At 70.5% G+C, this 22,056-nt stretch carries 18 protein-coding genes; 9 read left to right on the forward strand and 9 right to left on the reverse strand.

Translation table 11 applies throughout. The annotated features are described in order from the left end of the window. Positions 1–13 precede the first annotated feature (13 nt). From araA to DEJ02_RS09670, 4 genes are all read right to left on the reverse strand, one after another. A complete protein-coding gene (gene araA, locus DEJ02_RS09655; protein ID WP_111032847.1) occupies positions 14–1,555 on the reverse strand; it encodes an L-arabinose isomerase in 1,542 nt (513 codons plus the stop codon). Further along, positions 1,552–2,262: an L-ribulose-5-phosphate 4-epimerase gene (locus tag DEJ02_RS09660; protein ID WP_111032848.1), complete on the reverse strand. Its 711-nt coding sequence runs from the start codon at positions 2,260–2,262 to the stop codon at positions 1,552–1,554. The genes araA and DEJ02_RS09660 overlap by 4 nt, the downstream gene beginning before the upstream one ends. Next, positions 2,259–3,962: a xylulokinase gene (locus DEJ02_RS09665; RefSeq protein WP_111032849.1), complete on the reverse strand. Its 1,704-nt coding sequence runs from the start codon at positions 3,960–3,962 to the stop codon at positions 2,259–2,261. Before DEJ02_RS09665 ends, DEJ02_RS09660 begins: the two co-directional genes overlap by 4 nt. A gap of 838 nt (positions 3,963–4,800) precedes the next feature. Beyond that, the gene (locus tag DEJ02_RS09670; RefSeq protein ID WP_111032850.1) at positions 4,801–5,799 is read right to left on the reverse strand and encodes a LacI family DNA-binding transcriptional regulator; all 999 of its coding nucleotides are present in this window, start codon (positions 5,797–5,799) and stop codon (positions 4,801–4,803) included. A gap of 164 nt (positions 5,800–5,963) precedes the next feature. On the opposite strand from DEJ02_RS09670, the gene DEJ02_RS09675 reads away from it, so the two are divergent. From DEJ02_RS09675 to DEJ02_RS09690, 4 genes are all read left to right on the forward strand, one after another. After that, on the forward strand, positions 5,964–7,970 hold the full coding sequence (locus DEJ02_RS09675; RefSeq protein WP_111032851.1) for a glycoside hydrolase family 127 protein: 2,007 nt from the start codon (positions 5,964–5,966) through the stop codon (positions 7,968–7,970). After that, positions 7,967–9,283, forward strand: a complete 1,317-nt coding sequence (locus tag DEJ02_RS09680) for a sugar ABC transporter substrate-binding protein (RefSeq protein WP_258378710.1) — start codon at positions 7,967–7,969, stop codon at positions 9,281–9,283. Before DEJ02_RS09675 ends, DEJ02_RS09680 begins: the two co-directional genes overlap by 4 nt. A 69-nt stretch (positions 9,284–9,352) precedes the next feature. Then, complete coding sequence (locus DEJ02_RS09685) at positions 9,353–10,321, forward strand: carbohydrate ABC transporter permease (protein WP_071247863.1); 969 nt, start codon at positions 9,353–9,355, stop codon at positions 10,319–10,321. Between the two features lie 4 nt (positions 10,322–10,325). After that, positions 10,326–11,279 (forward strand): carbohydrate ABC transporter permease, encoded by a 954-nt coding sequence (locus DEJ02_RS09690; RefSeq protein ID WP_111032853.1) that lies wholly within the window; start codon positions 10,326–10,328, stop codon positions 11,277–11,279. Between the two features lie 308 nt (positions 11,280–11,587). Here DEJ02_RS09690 and DEJ02_RS09695 read toward each other — a convergent pair whose 3' ends face one another. Next, a complete protein-coding gene (locus DEJ02_RS09695) occupies positions 11,588–12,637 on the reverse strand; it encodes a substrate-binding domain-containing protein (RefSeq protein WP_111032854.1) in 1,050 nt (349 codons plus the stop codon). A gap of 179 nt (positions 12,638–12,816) precedes the next feature. Here DEJ02_RS09695 and chvE point away from each other — a divergent pair, with 179 nt between their 5' ends. The 3 genes from chvE to mmsB all read left to right on the forward strand — a co-directional run bounded on the left by chvE (position 12,817) and on the right by mmsB (position 16,768). Next, positions 12,817–13,944, forward strand: coding sequence for a multiple monosaccharide ABC transporter substrate-binding protein (gene chvE / locus DEJ02_RS09700; RefSeq protein ID WP_111032855.1), 1,128 nt, complete (start codon positions 12,817–12,819; stop codon positions 13,942–13,944). Positions 13,945–14,046: 102 nt separating this feature from the next. Beyond that, complete coding sequence (gene mmsA, locus DEJ02_RS09705; RefSeq protein WP_027466161.1) at positions 14,047–15,600, forward strand: multiple monosaccharide ABC transporter ATP-binding protein; 1,554 nt, start codon at positions 14,047–14,049, stop codon at positions 15,598–15,600. After that, a complete protein-coding gene (gene mmsB, locus DEJ02_RS09710) occupies positions 15,587–16,768 on the forward strand; it encodes a multiple monosaccharide ABC transporter permease (protein WP_027466160.1) in 1,182 nt (393 codons plus the stop codon). The genes mmsA and mmsB overlap by 14 nt, the downstream gene beginning before the upstream one ends. 97 nt (positions 16,769–16,865) lie before the next feature. On the opposite strand, the gene DEJ02_RS09715 is transcribed toward mmsB, so the two are convergent. After that, a complete protein-coding gene (locus tag DEJ02_RS09715; protein ID WP_375342365.1) occupies positions 16,866–18,206 on the reverse strand; it encodes an alpha-amylase family protein in 1,341 nt (446 codons plus the stop codon). A gap of 168 nt (positions 18,207–18,374) precedes the next feature. On the opposite strand from DEJ02_RS09715, the gene DEJ02_RS09720 reads away from it, so the two are divergent. Further along, positions 18,375–18,686: a DUF3253 domain-containing protein gene (locus DEJ02_RS09720; RefSeq protein ID WP_197068669.1), complete on the forward strand. Its 312-nt coding sequence runs from the start codon at positions 18,375–18,377 to the stop codon at positions 18,684–18,686. Between the two features lie 23 nt (positions 18,687–18,709). On the opposite strand, the gene DEJ02_RS09725 is transcribed toward DEJ02_RS09720, so the two are convergent. Both DEJ02_RS09725 and DEJ02_RS09730 read right to left on the reverse strand, forming a co-directional pair. Then, complete coding sequence (locus tag DEJ02_RS09725) at positions 18,710–19,108, reverse strand: hypothetical protein (RefSeq protein WP_111032856.1); 399 nt, start codon at positions 19,106–19,108, stop codon at positions 18,710–18,712. Next, positions 19,108–19,701, reverse strand: coding sequence for a nucleotidyltransferase domain-containing protein (locus DEJ02_RS09730; protein ID WP_111032857.1), 594 nt, complete (start codon positions 19,699–19,701; stop codon positions 19,108–19,110). The genes DEJ02_RS09725 and DEJ02_RS09730 overlap by 1 nt, the downstream gene beginning before the upstream one ends. 122 nt (positions 19,702–19,823) lie before the next feature. Between DEJ02_RS09730 and DEJ02_RS09735 the strand changes: the two genes are divergently transcribed. Beyond that, entirely contained in the window at positions 19,824–20,924 is a 1,101-nt protein-coding gene (locus tag DEJ02_RS09735; protein WP_111032858.1) for an SDR family oxidoreductase, read from the forward strand. Between the two features lie 15 nt (positions 20,925–20,939). Here the strand turns inward: DEJ02_RS09735 and DEJ02_RS09740 are convergent, their stop codons facing one another. Beyond that, the gene (locus tag DEJ02_RS09740) at positions 20,940–22,013 is read right to left on the reverse strand and encodes a spore photoproduct lyase family protein (protein ID WP_111032859.1); all 1,074 of its coding nucleotides are present in this window, start codon (positions 22,011–22,013) and stop codon (positions 20,940–20,942) included. Between the last annotated feature and the right edge of the window lie 43 nt (positions 22,014–22,056).

A 22,056-nucleotide genomic window follows, 5' to 3' on the forward strand; every position in this document is an offset into this window, starting at 1 on the left:
GGTCCTGACTCCTCTAGAAGCCGCGGTCGAGACGGTGCCACGTCTGCTGGAGACGCAGCTCGTCGCGGAACCCGCGTGCGGTGGTGTGCTCGTCGATGACCAGGAACTCGGTGCCGACCATGGTCGCGAAGTCCTCGACGACCTGCAGGCCGACCGCCGTCGTCATGACGGTGTGGTGGGCGGCGCCGGCGGTGAGCCAGGCCTCGGCGGCGACGGGGAACGACGGCCGGGGCTCCCAGACCGCGCGGCCCACGGGCAGCTTCGGCAGGGCCTCGGTCGGGGGCACGACGTCGACGACGTTGGCGGTGAGGCGGAAGCCGTCGCGGGTGTCGGACAGCGCGACGACGACGGCCTCGCCGGAGTCGGCGGTGAAGACCAGGCGGACCGGGTCGTCCTTGCCGCCGATGCCGAGGGGGTGGATCTCGAGCGTCGGCTTCGTGGTGGTGAGCGTCGGCGAGACCTCGAGCATGTGCGCCCCGAGGATCTTCTCGGCGCCCGGGGTGAGGTCGTAGGTGTAGTCCTCCATCAGGGAGGCGCCACCGGGCAGGCCGGCGCCGGCGACGTTCATCGCGCGGACCAGGACCGCCGTCTTCCAGTCGCCCTCGGCACCGAAGCCGTAGCCGTCGGCCATCAGGCGCTGCACCGCCAGACCCGGCAGCTGCTTGAGCGAACCGAGGTCCTCGAAGTTCGTGGTGAACGCGGCGCTGCCGTTCTGCGCGAGCAGGGTGCGGAGGCCGATCTCGATGGCGGCACCGTCGCGGAGCGCGGCGTGCCGTTCGCCGCCGGCGCTGCGGAGCGACGGGTCCACGTCGTAGTCGCGCTCGTAGGTCGCCACGAGCGCGTCGACCGCTGCCGTGTCCGCTGCTGCGGCGTCCACCGCTGCCGCGAGCTCGTTGACGGCCCACGTGTTGACCTGCACGCCCAGCTCGATCTCGGCCTCGGTCTTGTCGCCCTCGGTGACGGCGACGTAGCGCATGTTGTCGCCGAAGCGGGTGAGCTTCAGCTCGCGGACGGCCGCGGCGCCGGCGGCGGCACGGGTCCAGTTCGCGACGCGCTGCTGGACGCGGGGGTCCGAGACGTGGCCGACGGCCGTCGCGTGCCGGACGCCCAGGCGAGCGAGGGCGTAGCCGAACTCACGGTCGCCGTGTGCGGCCTGGTTGAGGTTCATGAAGTCGAAGTCGATGTCCGCCCAGGGCAGCGTGACGTTCGCCTGCGTGTGCAGGTGCAGCAGCGGCTTGGTCAGCGCCTGCAGGCCGCCGATCCACATCTTGGCCGGGCTGAACGTGTGCATCCACGTGGTGACGCCGATGACCTTGTCGTCGGCGCTCGCCTCGATGAGGGCCCGGCGGATGCCGTCGGCGTCCTTGAGCACGGGCTTCCAGACGAGCTTCACCGGCAGGTGTCCGGCGAGCTCCGCGTGGACGGCCTTGCTCTGCTCCTCGACCTGGCGCAGAGTCTCCTCGCCGTAGAGCCCCTGGGAGCCGGTGAGGAACCAGACCTCGTAGCTGTCGAGCGTTTCCTGGGGGTCGACGTGCGTCGCGGTGTCCTGCGTCATCGCATGGCTCCTTCGGGGTTCTGTCCGTAGACGTTCTGGTAGCGATCGAAGAGTCGATCGATGTCTGCTTCGGGGATCGGGACGACCTCGCCGCCCTGCTTCGCGATGTGGACGGTCCGTGCCACGTCCTCGCACATCACGGCCGCCTTGACGGCGTCCTTCGCGTCCTTGCCGATCGTGAACACGCCGTGGTTCTGCATCAGGACCGCGCGGCTGCGGTGGCCGCTCAGGGTGTCGACGATGCCGTGGCCGATCGAGTCGTCGCCGATGATCGCGAACGGGCCGACCGGGATGGGTCCGCCGAACTCGTCCGCCATCGCTGTGATCACGCACGGGATCGCCTCGGCGCGGGCGGCCCAGGCGGTCGCGTACGTCGAGTGGGTGTGCACGACACCGCCGACCTCGGGCATGTTCCGGTACACGTAGGCGTGCGCGGCGGTGTCGCTGGAGGGGCCGTGCTCGTTGCCCCAGCCCTCGGCCGGCAGGCCGTCGAGGGTGCAGACCACCTGGTTCTCGGGCGTCAGGTCGTCGCTCGACACCCCGCTCGGCTTGATGACGAACAGGTCCGTGCCGGGCACGCGCTCGGAGACGTTGCCGCCGGTCCAGATCACGAGGCCGTAGCGGACGAGTTCGCCGTGCAGGCGCGCGACGCGCTCCCGCGTCGTCGCCACCGCCTGGCGTGTGGTCTCGTCGATCGCGTCCGTCATCGGGTCACTTCCTCTGTCTGGAGGCGCGGGTCGGCGCCGTCGGTCTCTTCGGTCGGTCCTGTGGTCGCGCTGGGGCGGGTCGCCGCCGCGGCGACGTCCTGCACGGGCAGTGCGGCCCGGTAGCGGTCCAGGTACGTCTGGAACCCGGCGACGTCCGCCGGCTCGGGTTCGGCCACGTGCACGGCGTCCCCTCCGAACACGGTGTCGGACAGGTAGTCGGCGAGCTGCTGGTCGGTGTGCTCGAGGTAGGCGGCCAGCACGGCGATCCCCCACGCGCCGCCCTCGCCCGCGGTCTCCTCGAGCGCGATCGGCACGCGCAACGCCGCCGCGAGGAGCCGCTGCGGGCTGCCGGGCGTGCGGAAGAGCCCGCCGTGCGCGGTCATCCGGTCCACCTGCACCTGTTCGCCGTGCAGCACGTCCATGCCGATGGCCAGGGTCGCGAAGGCGCCGTGCACCTCGGAGCGCACCAGGTTGCCGAGGGTGAAGCGAGCGCCGGGGGTGCGGAGCAGCAGGGGCCGGCCGTCCTCGACGTGGGTGACGGGTTCGCCGGCCAGGTAGTTGAAGGAGAGGAGCCCGCCGGCATCCGGGTCGGTGTCGTCGGCGACGGCCTCGGCGAGCAGGGTGGCGTAGACGTCGTCGATGCCGATCGGGGTCGCGCCGGTCCGCTCGCTCGAGGCCTCGGCGAAGCGCCCGAACACCCGGGCCCAGCTCGCGATCTCGCTCGCGCCGTTGTTGCAGTGCACCATCGCCACGGCGTCCCCGGCCGGGGTGGTGACGACGTCGAGTTCCTCGTGCGCGGTGGTCAGCGGCTGCTCGAGCACGACCATCGCGAAGATGCTCGTGCCGACGCTGACGTTGCCGGTGCGCGGGGCGACGGCGTTCGTCGCGACCATGCCGGTTCCGGCGTCGCCCTCCGGCGGGCAGAGCGGTGCGCCGGGTTCGAGCGTGCCGGTCGGGTCGAGCCAGGCCGCACCCTCGGGGGTCAGCTCGCCGGCTTCGGCACCGGCGACGAGGACCTCGGGCAGCAGGGAACGCAGGTCCGGCACGCCGATCAGGTCCTGCGCGGTGGCGAGCATGGCGTGGTCGAAGTCCTTCGCGCCCGGGTCGCCGGGGCCGCTGTCGACGGGGCCGCCCTCGATCGGGAACATGCCGCTCGCGTCGCCGACGCCCAGCACGTTCCGGCCGGTCAGACGACGGTGGACGTAGCCGGCCAGGGTCGTGACGCCGGCGATCTCGGCCACGTGCGGCTCGTCGTCGAGGACCGCCTGGTACAGGTGCGCGATCGACCAGCGCAGCGGGATGTTGAACCCGAGGGCCTCGCTCAGGCGTTCGGCCGCGGGGCCGGTCGAGGTGTTGCGCCAGGTGCGGAACGGCACGAGCAGCTCGCCCGCGGCGTCGAACGCCAGGTAGCCGTGCATCATCGCGCTCACGCCGACCGCCCGGTAGGTGGTCGGGGTGACGCCGTACTGCGCCTCGACGTCGGCCACCAGGGCGGCGTACGCGGCGCGGAGTCCGGTCTCGACGGCCTCGAGCGGGTAGGTCCAGCGGCCGTCGACGTACTCGTTCTCCCACTCGTGGGAACCGGCAGCGATGGGCACGAGGTCCTCGTCCACCAGGCAGGCCTTGATGCGGGTGGAACCGAGCTCGATCCCGAGTGTGGTGCGGCCGTCCACGATCCGCTGTCGGCGGTCGTCACCCATGTGTTCCTCCAGAACCTCGTCGTCCTCAGTGAGCGCTCACATCCTGGCACGTGAGCGCTCACTCGTGCAACGCCGCGGCGCGCCGCCGGTCCGCCCGTCCCGCCAGCGGTCGAAACACCCCGCTCAGTTCCCCCGAACGGTCACGAACCGTCGTCCAGCGCATCGCCAGTCGACGGTTCCTGACCACTGGACGCCCCACGCACGACGGGTCGTGACCGAGCGACGAACGACGTCGGCGACGACGTGCGACCACTCGCCACCCCGAGCCCGCGCACGTCCCGACCACTCGCCGCCCCGCACCCGCGCACGTCCCGACCACCGGCTACCCCGCACCCGCGCAAGTCCAGACCACTCGCTGCCCGGCACCCGCGCACGTCCCGACCACTCGCTGCCCCGCACCCGCGCAAGTCCTGACCACCGGCCACCCCGCACCCGCGCACGTCCCGACCACCGGCCACCCCGCACCCGCGCACGTCCCGACCGCCCGCCGCCCCACACCCGCGAACGCCGATCCTCCGCACCACGACACCCCCGAACCGCGACACCCCGAACGGCGGCGCTCGGGACGGTCACGACACCCCGCTGCCTCCCCACCGCGCGGTCACGAACTGTCGGCTGGAGGCGCGCCGAGCGACGAGTCGTGACCGCTCGACCACGGCGGACGGGGTGTTGTGACCGCTCGACCACGAGCACCAGCACCAGCACCAGCACCAGCGCCGCCGAGATCGCACGCCACGCCACGCCGCGACCCGTCCGCCGAGGTCGCGCGAACTGCCGCCGGACGGCACGACGCGCGGCAGTTCGCGCGACCTCGCGAGCCCCGAGCGCCGAACGCGCCCTACGCGCCGACGGTGCTCTCGCGGATGACGAGCGACGGGGTGACAGCCGCCGACGACGCCGTCCCGCCGTCGATCAGGGCGAGGAGCGCCTGCCCCGCGACGCGTCCGAGCTCCTCGAGCCGCAGGTCCACGGTGGTCAGCGGCGGCCTCGAGGCGAGCGCCATCACGTCCCAGTCGTCGAACCCCGTGACCGCGACGTCGTCGGGCACCGAACGCCCGAGCTCCCGCAGCCGGTCGCACACGCCCCGGGCGATCTGGTCGCTGCCGCAGACGATCGCGTCGACGTCGGGCGACTCCCGAGCCAGCACGTCCACCGCCTGCCGTCCCCAGCGCTCCGACCACTCGCCGTACAGCGGGTCGGTGACCAGGTGCGACCCGAGCACCGACGAGGCGCCGGCCACCCGTCGTGCCGCGGACCGGTGTCGCGCCGGCCCCGTCACGATCGCGACCCGCTGCCGCCCGAGCGAGCGCACGTGCGAGGCGACCAGTGCCGAACCGGCGGCGTCGTCGAGGGTGATCGACACGTCGGCGTCGTCGGTCGAGGGCGTGAAGGCGTAGACGACCGGGATCGACACGTCGATCGGGGGCCGGGCGTCGGCGGAACGGCCGGTCACGATGATGCCGTCGACGCCTCGGGCCGCCAGGGAGCGCAGGTAGTGGGCCTCGCGCACGTGGTCATCGCGGGTGTCGCACAGCAGGACGGCCATCCGCCCGGCGGACAGGGCGTCCTCGGCACCGAGCAGCACCGGGATCGAGAACCGTCCGAACGAGTCGGTGGTGATCATGCCGACCGTGTAGGTCCGCCCCGACGACAGCGCACGGGCCCGGGCATCGCCGACGAACCCGAGCTTCTCGGCGGCTTCCTTCACCCGCAGCCGGGTGGCGTCCCGCAGCTGTCCGGTGCCGTTCAGCGCCTTCGACGCGGTGCCGATCGACACCCCGGCGAGCGCCGCCACGTCGGTGATCCGGATCGGCTGTCCGGTGCGTTCGAGCGTCACGGCAACCACCTTTCCGACGACCAGGACGTGCCGATGACCTTACACAAAACCGCCGGAATGCTCTTGCGCGACGTGCGCCCCGTGTCGTAGCGTCCACCGCAGAAACCGTTTTCCGGATGGCTAGCTCCATCCGGACGGTGCCAGTCACATCGCAAGGAGGCGACATGACCACCACGCTCGCGACCGATCGCGGCGCGCACACCGCGACCCCGGTCCTCCCGACCGCCGACGCCCGCCTGACGCTCCGGCCGCTGCCGACCGGCGACGCCCGGATCACCGGCGGCTTCTGGGCGCTCCGCCAGGAGCGCAACGGCCGCGACGCCGTCCGCAGCGGCTACCAGCAGCTCGAGACGGCCGGCAACTTCCGCAACCTCCGCATCGCCGCGGGACTCGAGGAGGGCGAGGCCGTCGGCCCGATCTTCATGGACTCCGACGTGACGAAGTGGCTCGAGGCCGTTGCGTGGGAGTACGGCCGCGCGCCCGCCGAGGACCTGCTCGACCTGCAGCGCGAGGTCACCGCCCTGTACGCCCGGGCACAGGCCGACGACGGGTACCTGGACTCCGTGCAGCAGGTGCGCGGGAAGGGCGAGCGGTACACGGACCTCAAGTGGAGCCACGAGATGTACTGCGCCGGGCACCTGTACCAGGCGGCCGTGGCCCAGCACCGTGCGACGGGCGACACCGGGCTGCTCGAGGTCGCGATCAAGAACGCCGACCACCTGGTCCGCACGTTCGGCGACGGCACCGCACCGGACGGCACGCCGAAGAGGCGCGACGTCGACGGCCACCCCGTCGTCGAGATGGGCCTGGTCGAGCTGTACCGCGAGACCGGCAACCGCGCCTACCTCGACCTGGCGCACTGGTTCGTCGACGCCCGCGGGCACGGCATCATCGAGCGCGCCGGCGGCGAGCCGACGTACTTCTCCGACCGGGTGCCGAGCCGGCAGGCCACGACGGTCGAGGGCCACGCCGTGCGCGCCGTGTACCTGGCTGCGGGTGCCGTGGACGTCGCGATCGAGACCGGGGACACCGAGCTCCTCGCCGCGAGCGAGACGCAGTTCGCGGACATGATGGCGACGAAGGCCTTCATCACCGGCGGCCTCGGGGCGCGCTGGGACTGGGAGGCGTTCGGCGACCCGTACGAGCTGCCGACCGACCGCGGCTACGCCGAGACCTGCGCGGCCATCGGCGGGGTGCAGTGGGCCTGGCGGCTGCTGCTCGCCACCGGCAAGCCGGTCTACGCCGACGCGATCGAGCGCCTGCTCTACAACGCGTTCCTCGCCGGGGTGAGCCTGGCCGGCACCGAGTACTTCTACGTGAACCCGCTCCAGCAGCGCGACCACGCCCACCAGGACGAGAACCGCTCCCCCGCCCACGGGCGCCGCGGCTGGTTCGACTGCGCCTGCTGCCCGCCGAACATCATGCGCACCTTCGCGAGCCTCGACGGCTACCTGGCGACCGCGACCGACGGCGGGCTGCAGGTCCACCAGTACGCCACCGCCGACCTCGGCCCGGTGCGGGTCGAGACCGACTACCCGCACGACGGCCGCGTCCGCGTCACGGTCACCGAGGACGGTCCGCTCGCCCTGGGCCTGCGCATCCCGGCCTGGTCGGACACCACGACCGTCACGGGTCCTGACGGGTCCGCGAACCCTGCGGCGGGGACGCTGCACGTCGTCGACCGCGAGTGGTCGGCGGGCGACACCGTCGAGCTCGTCTTCGACACGACGCCGCACCGCTACGTCGCTGACGCCCGCATCGACGCCGCGCGCGGGCAGGTCGCGATCGAGCGCGGCCCGCTCGTGTACGCGGTCGAGCAGGCGGACCAGCGGGGTTTCACGGTCGACGACCTGACGGTCGACGCGGACGCGCCGATCACCGAGGAGCGCCGCGACGACCTGCTCGACGGCGTCGTCACGCTGCGGATCCCGGGGCACGCGCCGGCCGAGCACGTGCAGCCGGCCTGGCCGTACCAGCGGCTGGACGCGACCCGGTCTGGAGGATCGGATCACGCAGGAAACGCGACCAGCGTCGACGACGTGGCCGGTCCGCAGGGCGCCACCACGGGCCTCCAGGCCGGTCGCGACGTCACCGCGATCGCCGTCCCGTACTACGCGTGGGCCAACCGGGGAGCCGCGCCGATGCGCGTCTGGCTCCCGCTGGCGCGGTGACCGGCGTGGACCGCCGAGCGTTCCTCGTCGGCGGCGTCGCCGGCGGGGCAGCCCTCGCCCTGGCCGGGTGCTCCGGCACCCTGCCGAAGGTCGTCGCGAAGCCCGCGAGCTTCGGGAAGAACGCGACCGGCACCGTGCAGGTGTGGTGCCGGTCGGCGACCCAGGCCGGCCTGACGTCGGCCGTCGCCGGGTTCAACAAGGCGAACCCGGCGCTGCAGGTCCAGCTGACGCCCGTGCCGGACGCGCAGTACGTGACCAAGCTCGCGACCGCGATCCGCGGGGGTGAGCCGCCGGACGTCGTCGACATCGACGACATCAACTCGCAGCTGTTCATCTTCCGCGAGGCGTTCGCCGACCTGACCGACGTGGTCAAGGACCTGGACTACTTCGATGCGATCTCGCCGGGGCACCTGCGCCTGCTCGAGTACCGCGACCGCTACTACGGCCTGCCCTACCTGGCCGACAACTCGCAGCTGTTCGTGAACACCGAGCTGTTCGAGCGTGCGGGCCTCGACGTCGAGGAGTCGACGAAGGACCTGTCCACGCTGCTCGACGCGGCGAAGGCCATCCGGAAGCTCGACGACGACGTGTACGGCTGGTCGATCTCCGGCAACGCCGCCGGCATCATCGGCTTCGTCACGCAGCCGCACGTCTGGGCGACCGGGGTCGACATGATGACCGGCGAGGTGGGATCCCAGCGGCCGAACATCACCGGCAACGAGGCCCTCGAACGCATGCTCGAGTTCTACCGGCAGCTGTGGAAGGACGGTGTGCTGTCGAAGGCGACGTACTCCGATGCCGGCACCACGTGGGGTGCCGACTTCCGGGCCGGCAAGGTGGGGATCTTCCCGACCTCGTACGGGGCGACCGTGCCCGCGGCCACCAAGGCTATGCGGGCGAAGATGCAGACGGTGCTCATCCCGTCGTGGGACGGCCAGCGGTCGTTCTTCGACGGCGGCGACAACATGTGCATCCCGAACGGGGCGGCGAACCCGTCCGGTGGGTGGGCGTTCATGCAGTACGCGAACGGCCTCCAGCAGCAGCAGGCGCTGCCGGACGGCGGGTACTTCCCCACGCGGTCCGACGCCGCCACCCCGGAGTACCGCAAGCGGTTCCCGCTGGCGTACGGGCCGCTCGACGCCATCGAGAAGGGCTACGCGCCGCAGACGCTGGCGTACAACCTGCTCAACAACCAGCCGTCGTCGCCGTACTTCGCGATGTTCCGCGAGGCCGTGTTCGGGTCGGGGAGCGCTGCCGCCATGCGGACGGCGCAGTCCGACTACCAGCGGATCCTCGACCAGGTGCAGGCCTGAGCAGGCCTGCCTGTCTTCTCCGCTCGTCCCGCTCGTCTCGCTCTTGTTGATGCACAGAGAGGTGCACGCATGTCGACCATCTCCACCCGGCGCCCCGCCGGCCGGACCGGCCCGGGCCGTCCCACCGTGGGCCGCGGCCCGGGGCGTGGCGGCTCCGTCCGGACCCGCAACTCGCTCACCCACCCGCCGCGCACCGGCGCCGTCCTCGTCGCCCCGGCGATCCTGTTCGTCGCCGTCTTCGTGCTCGTCCCGCTCGTGTTCGCGCTCTACATCTCGTTCACGAACTGGCCCCTGATCGGCCCGTACCGGTTCATCGGGCTGCAGAACTACCTGACGCTGTTCCAGGACCCGACGTTCGTGCACGCGATCGGCTACACGCTGCTGTACACGGCGATCGTGACCCTGCCGATCCTGGCGCTCGGGTACTTCCTCGCCGTGCTCGTCCGCGCACGTCGCCGTGGCAGCACGATCCTGCGGACGGTGTTCTTCCTGCCGTACGTGGTCGGGCTGACGACGCTCTCGTTCATGCTCGTGCTCGAGGCGCAGCCGAACTCCGGGGCCGTCAACATGGTGCTCCGCTGGCTCGGGATCACCGACGGCAGCACCGCGTGGCTCGTGAACGGCCCGCTGGCGACGCTGCTCATCTGCGTGCTCGTGGTCTGGGCGGTGTCCGGGCTGACCATGGTGCTGCTCATGTCGGCCATGCAGGGCGTCCCCGACGAGGTCTACGAGTCGGCGCAGCTCGAGGGGGCCTCCTGGTGGCAGACCGAACGCCTCATCACGTTCCCGATGATCCGCTCGACCGTCGCGCTGAGCGTCATCATCTCGGTGATCGGGTCGCTGCTGGCGTTCAACCAGTTCTACATCCTGACCCAGGGCGGGCCGGGCACCGAGACCACCACGATCGTGAACGCGATCTACAACCGCGGGTTCGTGAACCTGCAGCTCGGGGCAGCGACCGCCCAGTCGATCGCCCTCGTCGTGGTGATCGCCGCCGTGACGGTGTTCCAGTTCTGGGCACTGCGAGAGAAGGACTGACGCCATGAGCACCACGACCTCCCGTGCGGCCCTCGCGGCGCCGGACCTGTCCACCAGGACCCTGACCACCACGGGCGACGGCCGACGTCGGCGCCACCAGCAGGGCAGCGTCCAGCACCCGCGCGACACCACCGTCAAGCGCACCCTGTACGCGATCGCCGGCGTCGGTTCGGCGCTCGTCTTCGGCGTCCCGCTCATCTGGTCGATCCTGCGGGCGTTCCAGTCCGAGGCCGTCATCACGCAGGCCCCGGACCCGGCGACGTTCTTCCAGCTCGGGTGGCAGAACTTCGCCGCAGTGTTCGCCTCGTCGTCGCACCTGCTCACCGGCGTCGTGAACTCGCTCATCGTGTCGATCGCCACGGCGGTGCTGACCGCGGTGATCGCGACGATGGCGGGCTACGGGTTCGCGCGCTTCCGGTTCCGGGGCGCCGGGCTCGTGTTCGGCCTGGTGCTGCTGACGATGATGGTGCCGTTCCAGGCCATCCTCACGCCGCTGTACCTCGAGATGAACGCGATGGGGCTGACGAACTCGCTGCTCGGGCTCGTGCTGTTCTACACGACCGTGAACCTGCCGTTCGGGGTGTTCGTGATGCGGAACGCGTTCGAGTCGATCCCCACCGAGCTCGAGGACTCGGCCTTCGTCGACGGCGCCTCGCGCTTCCGGGTCGTCGTGTCGGTGCTCCGCCCGCTGCTCCTGCCGGGGGCGGCGACCGCGGCGCTCTACGCGTTCCTGGCGTCGTGGACGGAGTTCCTCGGAGCCCTGACGTTCCTGACGAAGGACTCGCTGTACACGCTGCCGGTCGCGCTGCTCAACCTGCAGACCGGGGCGTACGGGCAGGTGTCGTACGGCAACCTCGTCGCCGGGTCGGTGGTGGCGATGATCCCGTGCATCGCGCTGTACGTCGGGTTGCAACGGTTCTACGTCGCCGGGCTGTCGTCCGGGGCGTTGAAGGGCTGACGGTCGGGTCAGCTCGGGGTCGCGCGCGGTCTCGCACCGTGCGCGGCCCCTCGGCCGGTGCGGGGTTGACCGCGGCTTCGCACCGTGCGCGGCCCCTCGGCCGGTGCGGGGTTGACCGCTCGGTGCGGGGTTGTAGCGCCGCACCGAGCGATCAACCTCGCACCGGCCGCACAACGCTGCACCGTGCGCCGCGGGCCGGCGCACGGAAGAACCTCGCACCGGCCGCACAACGCTGCGCCGTGCGCCGCGGGCCCGCGCACGGGAGAACCTCGCACCACCCGCACACCGCCGCACGGTGCGAGGGGGCGCTACGTGCTGCGCCGCACCACCAGCTCGGGCGCGAGCAGCGTCTCGTCGCGGGGCTCCCCCTCGACCAGGGCCCGCACGGTGTCGAGCACCCGCTCCCCCATCGCCCGGAAGTCCTGCCGCACAGTGGTCAGCGGCGGCGTGAAGTGCGCGGCCTCCGGGACGTCGTCGAACCCCACGACCGCGATGTCGTCGGGGACCCGCAGCCCCTCGTCGGCGAAGGCGTGCAGCACCCCGAGGGCCATCTGGTCGTTGCCCGCGAAGACCGCGTCGACCGTCCCCACGTCGATGTGCCGGGCGGCCGCGAAGCCGCTCGCCGGGGTCCAGTCACCCTCGAGCACGACCGGTTCGAGCCCGGCGTCCTGCATGATCCGCACGTAGGTGGCGCGACGCACCTCGGACTCCTGCGACACGTGCGGCCCGGCGATGTGCACGATCCGGCGGTGTCCGCGGTCGAACAGGTGCTCCATGACGAGCGAGGTGCCGGCCGCCTGGTCGATGGCGACGGCGGCGACGCTCGGCGCGACCGGGGTCCGGACGGCGTCGCGCTGCACGGCGTTCGACACCACGACGGGCACCGTGACCGGCACGGTGAGCGAGGCGAGGGCGTCGAGCACCCGGTTGTCGGCGGCGACCAGCACGATCGCGGCGACATCCTGCGCCAGCAGCGTGGTGAGCGCCCCGGACAGGTCGGACGGCCGCGGTTCCTCGGGCAGGGTCGACAGCAGCACGTGGTACCCGGCGGAGCGGGCAGCCCGTTCGAAGCCGATCGAGGTGCTCGACGGGCCGTACAGCGCGTCGCCGGCGGTGATGATGCCGAGCGCCTTGCTCCGCCCACCGGCGAGCGCCCGGGCGGCGGCGCGGGGCCGGTACCCGAGCTCGGTGACGGCGTCGGTGACCTGCGTCCGGAACTGCTCGCGGACGGTCGGATCGCCGTTGATCACGCGGGAGACGGTCTGGTGGGACACGCCGGCGCGTTCGGCGACGTCGAAGATCGTCGGGGCCTTCCGGCGCTTGCCGCCCCTGCCCTCGGGGGCGGTCGTGGTGCTCACGCGCCAACCGTACCGCTCGGTCCGGTCGCCGCGGCAAGATCACGAAACGGCGGTGTTGAGTTGACACCCCGTCACGGAACCCACAAGATGTGAGCGCTCACACGAGCGCATCCCACGGGGCACAGCAGCCCCGGCACCCGACCGCGTCGAGGACGACGCGAAGGAACAGAGGTACTTCGATGATGAAGCGCAGGATCATCGCGGGCGTCGCAGCCGTCGGCATCGCGATCTCGCTGGCCGCTTGCTCGGCCGGCGGCCGTGCGTCCACCGATGGTGGCGGCAGCGGCGACAACAAGGGCGCCCTCGTCGGCGTCGCCATGCCCACCAAGGTCTCCGAGCGGTGGATCAAGGACGGCAACGCCGTCAAGAGCGACCTCGAGAAGGCCGGCTACAAGGTCGACCTCGAGTACGGCGACAACAAGGTCCAGCAGCAGGCCCAGCAGGTCAGCAACATGATCACCAAGGGCGCGAAGGTCCTGATCATCGCGTCGATCGACGGTGGCGCGCTCTCCGACCAGCTCGACGCGGCCGCCAAGGCCGGCATCAAGGTGATCTCGTACGACCGCCTGCTGACCGGCAACAAGAACGTCGACTACTACGTGTCCTTCGACAACGAGAAGGTCGGCGTCGACCAGGCGAACAGCCTGCTCACCGGCCTGGGCGTGCTCGACGCGGACGGCAAGAAGACCGGCGAGAAGGGCCCCTTCAACATCGAGGTCTTCGCCGGCTCGCTCGACGACAACAACGCCGGGTTCTTCTTCAACGGCGCCATGAAGACGCTCAAGCCGTACCTCGCGGACGGCACGCTGAAGATCCAGTCCGGCCAGGACGAGCTGTCCCAGGCCGCGACGCAGCAGTGGGACCCGGCCACGGCCAAGGCCCGCATGCAGAACCTGATCGCGAAGTCCTACTCGGGCGGCACCACGCTCGACGGCGTGCTCTCGCCGTACGACGGCATCTCGATCGGCATCATCTCGGCACTCCAGGGCGCCGGGTACGGCACGAGCGACCGTCCGCTCCCGACGGTCACGGGCCAGGACGCCGAGGCCGCCTCGGTCAAGTCGATCATCGCCGGCCAGCAGTACTCGACGATCTACAAGGACACCCGCAAGCTCGCCAAGCAGTCCGTCACCATGGCCGAGGACCTGCTCACCGGCAAGGACCCCGAGGTCAACGACACGAAGAGCTACGACAACAAGGTCAAGGTCGTCCCGACCTTCCTGTTCCAGCCGACGGTCGTCACGAAGGACAACTACAAGGAAGTCCTCGTGGACTCCGGGTACTACACCGAAGCCGACCTGAAGTAGTCAGGCCCATCTCACGGACCGGAGGCGCGGTGCCAGCCCGCACCGCGCCTCCAGTCCGTCTCCACCAGCGCGCGCACGCGCGCACGACGGAAAGGCGTCCACATGGCGGACACCATCCTCGAGATGCGGGACATCACCAAGACGTTCCCCGGCGTCAAGGCCCTGCAGGGCGTCTCGATCGAGGTCGAGCGCGGCCAGGTCCATGCGATCTGCGGCGAGAACGGCGCGGGCAAGTCGACGCTCATGAAGGTGCTGTCGGGTGTCTACCCGGCCGGCTCCTTCGACGGCGAGATCCTGCTCGACGGCGAACCCGTGCGGTTCGCGAACATCAACGACTCCGAGGCTGCGGGCGTCGTCATCATCCACCAGGAGCTGGCGCTCAGCCCCTTCCTGTCGATCGCCGAGAACATCTTCCTCGGCAACGAGCAGTCCAAGGGCGGCTTCATCGACTGGAACAAGACGAACCTGACGGCCGCCGAGCTGCTCAAGCGCGTCGGGCTGAAGGACAACCCCGTCACCAAGGTCGTCGACCTCGGTGTCGGCAAGCAGCAGCTCGTCGAGATCGCGAAGGCGCTCTCGAAGGAGGTGAAGCTCCTCATCCTCGACGAGCCCACCGCCGCGCTGAACGACGACGACTCCGCGCACCTGCTCGAGCTCATCCGCTCGCTGCAGGCCGAGGGCATGACGGCGATCATCATCAGCCACAAGCTCAACGAGATCAAGGCGATCGCGGACAAGGTCACGATCATCCGCGACGGCAAGACCATCGAGACGCTCGACATGCGGGCCGACGACGTGTCCGAGGACCGGATCATCCGCGGGATGGTCGGCCGCGACCTGTCGAACCGGTACCCCGAGCGCGAGAACCCCGTCATCGGCGAGGAACTGCTGCGGATCGAGGACTGGACCGTCCACCACCAGCTCGACTCGTCGCGCGAGATCATCCACCAGGCCAACCTCAACGTCCGCGCCGGCGAGGTCGTCGGCATCGCCGGGCTCATGGGCGCCGGCCGCACGGAGCTCGCGATGAGCGTCTTCGGTCAGTCCTACGGCACCGGCATCAGCGGCACCGTCTACAAGCGCGGCACCCCGATCAAGACGCACACCGTCTCGCAGGCGATCGACAACGGCATCGCCTACGTCACCGAGGACCGCAAGCGCTACGGCCTGAACCTGATCGACGACATCAAGCGGAACATCTCCGGGTCGGCACTCGGCAAGCTCGCCAACTGGGGCTTCGTGAACTCCTCGGAGGAGACCACCGTCGCGACCCAGTTCCTCAAGAGCCTGAACATCAAGGCGCCGAACGTCGACGTCGTGACGGGGAAGCTCTCCGGCGGGAACCAGCAGAAGGTCGTCCTGTCGAAGTGGATGTACGCCGACCCCGACGTGCTCATCCTCGACGAGCCGACCCGCGGCATCGACGTCGGCGCGAAGTACGAGATCTACACGATCATCAACCAGCTCGCCGACCAGGGGAAGGCGGTCATCGTGATCTCCTCCGAGCTCCCCGAACTGCTCGGCATCTGCGACCGCATCTACACCCTCTCCGAGGGCACCATCACGGCCGACGTCCCGCGCGCCGAGGCGACGCCCGAGGTCCTCATGCAGTACATGACCCAGGAACGGGAGACCCCTGTCAATGAACGCGCTTAAGTCCGCCGTCGGCTACCTCACCGGGCAGCTCCGACAGATCGGCCTGTTCATCGCGCTGATCGTCATCGTCATCTTCTTCCAGGTGACCACGAACGGCATCACGCTGGCCCCGATCAACGTCTCGAACCTGATCGTCCAGAACAGCTACATCCTCATCCTGGCCATCGGCATGGTCATGGTCATCATCGCCGGACACATCGACCTGTCGGTCGGGTCGGTGGTCGCCTTCACCGGTGCCATGGCCGGCGTGATGATCACGCAGTGGAACATCCCGTGGCCGATCGCGGTCGTGCTCTGCCTGGTGGTCGGTGCACTCGTCGGCGCCTGGCAGGGCTTCTGGATCGCGTACTTCGGGATCCCGGCGTTCATCGTGACGCTGGCGGGCATGCTCGCGTTCCGCGGCGCGGCCCAGATCGTCCTGCAGAACCAGCAGATCTCGCCGTTCCCCGCCGGCTTCCGCTCGCTCGGCTCCGGCTTCCTGCCGTCCTTCGGCACCACCGGGTACGAGCCGCTCACGATGATCCTCGGCTTCGCCGCCGCGGCCGTCATGGTGATCGCCGCGTTCCGCGGTCGCATCACGCGTCGCAAGTACCAGCTCGAGAGCGAGCCGTTCGCCTGGTTCATCGTGAAGACGGCGTTCGGTGCCGTGCTCGTGATCTACGTGGCACTCCTGCTCGCCAGCTACAACGGCACCCCGATCGTGCTCGTCGTGCTCGGTGCCCTCGTGGTGATCTACTCGGTCGTCATGCGGAGCGCGGTGTTCGGCCGCCACATCTACGCGATCGGTGGCAACGCCCTGGCCGCGCAGCTGTCGGGTGTGAAGACGAAGCGCGTCACGTTCCTGCTCTTCGTCAACATGGGTGTCATCTCGGCCCTGGCGGGCGTGGTCTTCACCGGCCAGCTCAACCTGGCGGCACCGGGCGCGGGCAACGGCTTCGAGCTCGACGCCATCGCCGCGGTGTTCATCGGTGGCGCTGCCGTCACCGGTGGCATCGGCACCGTGCCGGGCGCCATCGTCGGTGGTCTCATCATCGGTCTGCTGAACAACGGCATGTCGATCCTCGGTGTCGGCACCGAGTTCCAGTCCCTGATCAAGGGCCTGGTGCTGCTCGCCGCCGTCGCGTTCGACGTGTTCAACAAGCGCCGGGCGGCGTCCGCGCGCAAGTAGCGCGTGCGCTCGCGCGCGTGCTCGCGTTCGCGCGTTCGCGTGTTCGCTTGGTGAGCAGAAACGGTCGGGTCCTCGATAGGGACCCGACCGTTTCTGCTCACGAACGCGACAGGACGGCCCAACCCCCGGCCGGGAGGCGCAGGGTCCCGTCCCCGAGATCGGCCCCGCCCGCCTCGACCTGCGTCGCGTCGGCCACGGGCACCTCGACGGGGTCGCCCGACAGGTTCAGGGCAGTCACCACGGCGGCGTCCGCCGTCGCGGTCCGCAGCACCACGGCGGTGTTGGTCAGGTGCACGACGTCGGTGTGCGCGCGGTGCAGCCACGGGTTCCGGCGGCGCAGGGCGATGAGCGCCTCGTGCGCGTGGGTCAGGTCCGTCGGCGCCGGCACCTCGGCCGGGAACTCCGGGCGGACCGCGTCGTCGCCACCCTCGCGTTCCTCCTTCACCCCGGTCCAGCCGTACTCGTCGCCCGCGTAGACCACGGGGGTCCCCGCCACCGTGAACAGCACCGCGGCGGCGTGCCCGGCGAACCGCTCCCCCACCGCGCTCGCGATCCGGGTGACGTCGTGGTTGCCGACGAACGTGGTCGGGGCGAAGGTGGCCAGCAGCGCGTCGTGCCGCTCGATCGCGTGCGCGAGCTCGTGGCCGTTGCGGTCCGCGATGCCGTGCCAGATCCCCTGCCACAGCTCGTACTGGGTCAGCGAGTCCATCGTCGAGTCGCGTGCGATCGCCGCCGCGTCGCCGTGGATCACCTCGCCGCTGAACCAGGCGTCGGGGAACCGCTCCCGCACCCGCGGCAGCACCCGCGCCCAGAACGCCGGCGGCACCGCGTACGCCGCGTCGAGCCGCCAACCGTCGACGCCGCGGGCCAGCCAGTGCGTCATCACCTCCACCACGAGGTCCTCGGTGGCACGGCTGTCGTGGTCGAGCGCGACGAGGATGTCGTGGCCCTCGAACAGTCCGACGGGCACGGGCTGCCCAGGCTGCCACCCGGACCAGTCGATGGCGAACAGGTCGGCGGTCGGCGCCTCCGGGCCCTGGTCCGACAACGCACGGAACGCCGGGTGCTCACGGCCGACGTGGTTGAACACCCCGTCCAGCAGCACCCGCACGCCCCGCTCGTGCGCCGCGGCGACCAGGGCATCGAAGTCGGCGTCGTCGCCCAGGCGCGGGTCGATGCGGAAGTGGTCGACCGTGTCGTAGCCGTGGGTCGAGCTCGCGAACACCGGGCCGAGCAACAGCCCGTTCAGACCGAGGTCGACGACGTGGTCGAGCCACCCGGTCAGGCGGTCGAGGCGGTGTTCGAGCGGACGCTCCCCCACCGGTGACGCAGGGCGGACCTCGGCGCCGACGAAGCCGAGCGGGTAGACGTGCCACCACATCACGTGCTGGACCCAGGCCGGCTCGGACGGACGGGCGGGGGCGGTGTCGGGGTTCACCGCTCCGATGCTGCCAGGCGCACCTGGACCGTGTGCGTGGTCGCTGTGTGCCGCCCCGCCGAGCAGGACGAGGATGGGGCCATGGGACGGGCGATCAGGACGGAAGCCGATGCGTCGGCATCGGAGTCGGCACACGCCGAACGGACCTGTGCCTCGTGCGGTCGACGGATGCCGTCCTCCGCGGCGCCGGAGGCGAAGTGGTGTTCCGGAGCCTGCCGCCGACACGGTCTCGACGACACCGACCGGGCTCTGGAGCAGCGCATCGACGAACTGCTCGCGGCACGGGCGCGGACCTCGAGCATCTGCCCGTCCGAGGTCGCACGCTCACTCGACCCGGACGACTGGCGACCGCTGATGGAGCCGGCACGTCGAGCCGCCCGGCGCATGGTGGCGCGCGGCGAGGTCGAGATCACCCAGGGCGGGTCGGTCGTCGACCCGTCGACCGCCAAGGGCCCGATCCGCATCCGCCGTCCGCGGTGATCCCGGTTCGCCGCGCGCCTGTTTCAGGTGCGCTCGTGAACCGTGCGGATGAGCCGTTCGAGCGCGGTCACCAGCACCCGTGTCTTCTCCTGGGTCACACGCGACGTCGAGTACTGGAAGTTCGTCTTCTCATCGGTCAGGCGCTTGAAGTGCAGGCCGGGTCGGGTGTCCGGTGCGCAGGCCGTGTCGAGCAGCCGACGAGCGGCGGCGTGGTCGTCGCCGAGGTGGTGGTGGCCGAGGATCGCACCGCAGATCGCGTCCGACGCCGCGATCCCGCCCAGCACAGCGTTCGCACCGGCGGCCTTCCAGTCCGCGTGACTCGTGGACTCGACGGAGAGGAGCGCGACCTCGAGGTAGGCCTGCGCTTCGTCTCGGCGCATCACGACTGCGGCCCTGTCGACGGCGCGCACGCGGGTGCCCATCAGATGTACGTCCTGATCTCCTCGCCGAAGACTGTCCGGGCGTCGTCTCGCCACGACCCGACGAGCGGGTCTCCCTCGGCAACGAACCGACGGAGATCAGCGCGGGTCACGTCGAACACCTGGCACTCGTTGCCGGTCCACCGCCGGACGAGGTCACCGAGGCGGACGACGACGTCGGTGTCGACGGTCTGTTCGAAGACGACGAGGAGGTCCAGGTCGGACGCCGGCGTCGCGGTGCCCCGCGCGACTGACCCGAAGATCGAGACCGAGAGGACCCCGGCCTGCGCCGACTCGACGTAGGCGCCGATCCGACGTTCGAGTTCGTCGCCTGCTTCGAGGCCGAGTTCCACCGCTGGCCAGAGCAGGTGTTCCCGGTTGACCCGGTAGGCCGAGTGCTGCAGACCGCGCTCGACCTGCACGAGCCCTGCTGCCTCGAGCTTGTCGAGCGCGCGTTTGATGCCGGTGTGCTGCGCAGCGCCCGCGACCCGCGCCACCTGGCGTCCGGTCATGCCGGAATCGGTCCGGGCGAGGACGCGGAGCGCGTCAGCCTGCGTGGCCCCCAGCAGTGTGGCGAGTGGTTTCACGAGTTGCATGTCGATGCCTCCGCAAGAAGTGTACCGATCAGCGGTACATGTGGTGCGTTTTAGTGCACACTCGGCGCGCGACGGGACGCGGGGAGGGAACACGTGTCGTCCAACGTCGGTTGCATCGAAGGATGACTGCAACCGGATCGACCGAACAGACCTCTGCCCGCCGCGAAGCCCTGGTCGTCGGAGCCAGTGGCATCACCGGTTCCGCCCTGGTGCGCCACCTGCTCGACCTGGGCTGGGACGTGACGGCGCTCTCCCGCCGACCGCTCGCTGAACAGGGCGTCCGGACCGTCGCGGCCGACCTGCGCGACCCCGAGAGCCTGGCGGCCGCACTCGCCGACGAGCACCCGACCCACGTCTTCTTCACCGCCTGGCAGCGGCAGGACACCGAGGCGGAGAACATCCGCGTCAACGGCGGCATGGTCCGCGACCTGCTCGCGGCGCTGTCGCACGCTCCGCTCGAGCACGTCGCCCTGGTCACCGGCCTGAAGCACTACCTCGGCCCGTTCGAGGCGTACGCCGCCGGCGAGATGCCCGACACCCCCTTCCACGAGGAGGAACCGCGCCTCGACACCCCGAACTTCTACTACGCGCAAGAGGACGAGCTCTTCGCAGCCGCCGAACGCCAGGGGTTCACCTGGTCCGTGCACCGCTCGCACACCGTGATCGGACACGCGGTCGGCAACGCCATGAACATGGGCCTCACACTCGCCGTGCAGGCCACGCTGGCGAAGGAACTCGACCTGGACTTCGTGTTCCCGGGCAGCGAGGCGCAGTGGAACGGCCTGACGGACATGACCGACGCCGGCATCCTCGCCGAGCACATGGTGTGGGCCTCGACGTCACCCGAGGGTGCCGACGAGCCGTTCAACATCGTCAACGGTGACGTCTTCCGGTGGCGCTGGATGTGGCCGCGCCTGGCCGCGCACCTCGGTGTCGACTCCGCGCGCGTCGTGGGCTACGAGGACGCTCCACGACCGCTCGAGGAGCAGATGGCGCCGTACGAGTCCGAGTGGGCCGGCATCGCCGAGCGCCACGGTCTCGCCGAGGCCGACATCACCCGGCTCGCCTCGTGGTGGCACACCGACGCCGACCTCGGTCGTGCGATGGAGGTCGTCACCGACATGGGGAAGAGCCGCGACGCCGGGTTCACGGCGTTCCGCCGGACCGAGCAGGCCTTCGCGGACCTGTTCGCCCGGTACCGGGCCGACCGCCTCATCCCCTGATCCGTCGGGGGCCGGTCAGAAGGCGTACCGGATCCGGCAGGACGGCAGGTGCTCGGCCACGAGTTCGCGGAAGCGCTCGACGAGCTGCCCCTTCATGCCGGACCGGTAGCGCACGTTCACGGCACCGTTCTGGGACACCTTCTGCTCCTGCAGGTCCGGACGCCACAGCAGGTCCTCGGCCTTGGGGTGCCACCCGAGGTTGACCTCGTGCAGGGGCTGGTTGTGGGTCAGGAAGATCACCTCGGCCGCGAGCTGCGCCTTGGCGCCCGGGGACAGCACGTCGTCGACCTGCCGGAGCAGCTCGGCCCAGTCCGACTCCCACGTCGGCGTGAGGATGACCGGCGAGAAGTTCAGGTGGACCTCGTAGCCGGCGTCGACGAAGTCGTTCACCGCGGCGATGCGCTCGGCGATGGGGCTCGTACGGATGTCGGTGACCTTCGCGGTCTCGTGCGGCATCAGCGAGAAACGGATCCGGGTCCGACCCATCGGGTCCCAGTCGAGCAGGTCGCGGTTGACGTACTTCGTGGCGAACGAGGCCTTGGCCGTCGGGGTCATCCGGAACAGGTCGCAGAGGTCGCGGACGTTGTCGCTGATCATCGCGTCGACCGAGCAGTCGCTGTTCTCGCCGATGTCGTAGACCCAGGCTTCCGGGTCGCACTGGTTCGGTTCGGTCTTCGGCCCCTGCTTGGCGATGTTCCGCGCCACGTGCTTGGTGATCTGGTCGATGTTCGCGAACACCGTCACGGGGTTGCTGTAGCCCTTGCGCCGCGGCACGTAGCAGTAGGCGCACGCCATCGCGCAGCCGTTCGCGGTGGACGGTGCGATGAAGTCGGCGGAGCGACCGTTCGGCCGGGTCACCAACGACTTCTTCACGCCGAGCACGAGCGCCTCGGTCTTGATCCGCACCCAGCGCTGGACGTTCCGTTCGTCGCCGTGCACCTCGGGGATGTTCCAGTGCGACTCGACCGGGACGATCTCGGCGTCCGGCCAGCGCCCGACGATCTCCTGCCCGCGCTGCAGTTCGAGCGCGGCCGGCTCGGCGTAGATGCGTCGGACGTCGAGCATCGGGCGGACGCGTTCGTGGCTCATCGGCTCCTGTCTACCCGGCACCACCGACGGTGCAGACTCGGAC

This window comes from Curtobacterium sp. MCLR17_042, assembly GCF_003234695.1.
GTDB classification, from domain to species: domain Bacteria; phylum Actinomycetota; class Actinomycetes; order Actinomycetales; family Microbacteriaceae; genus Curtobacterium; species Curtobacterium flaccumfaciens.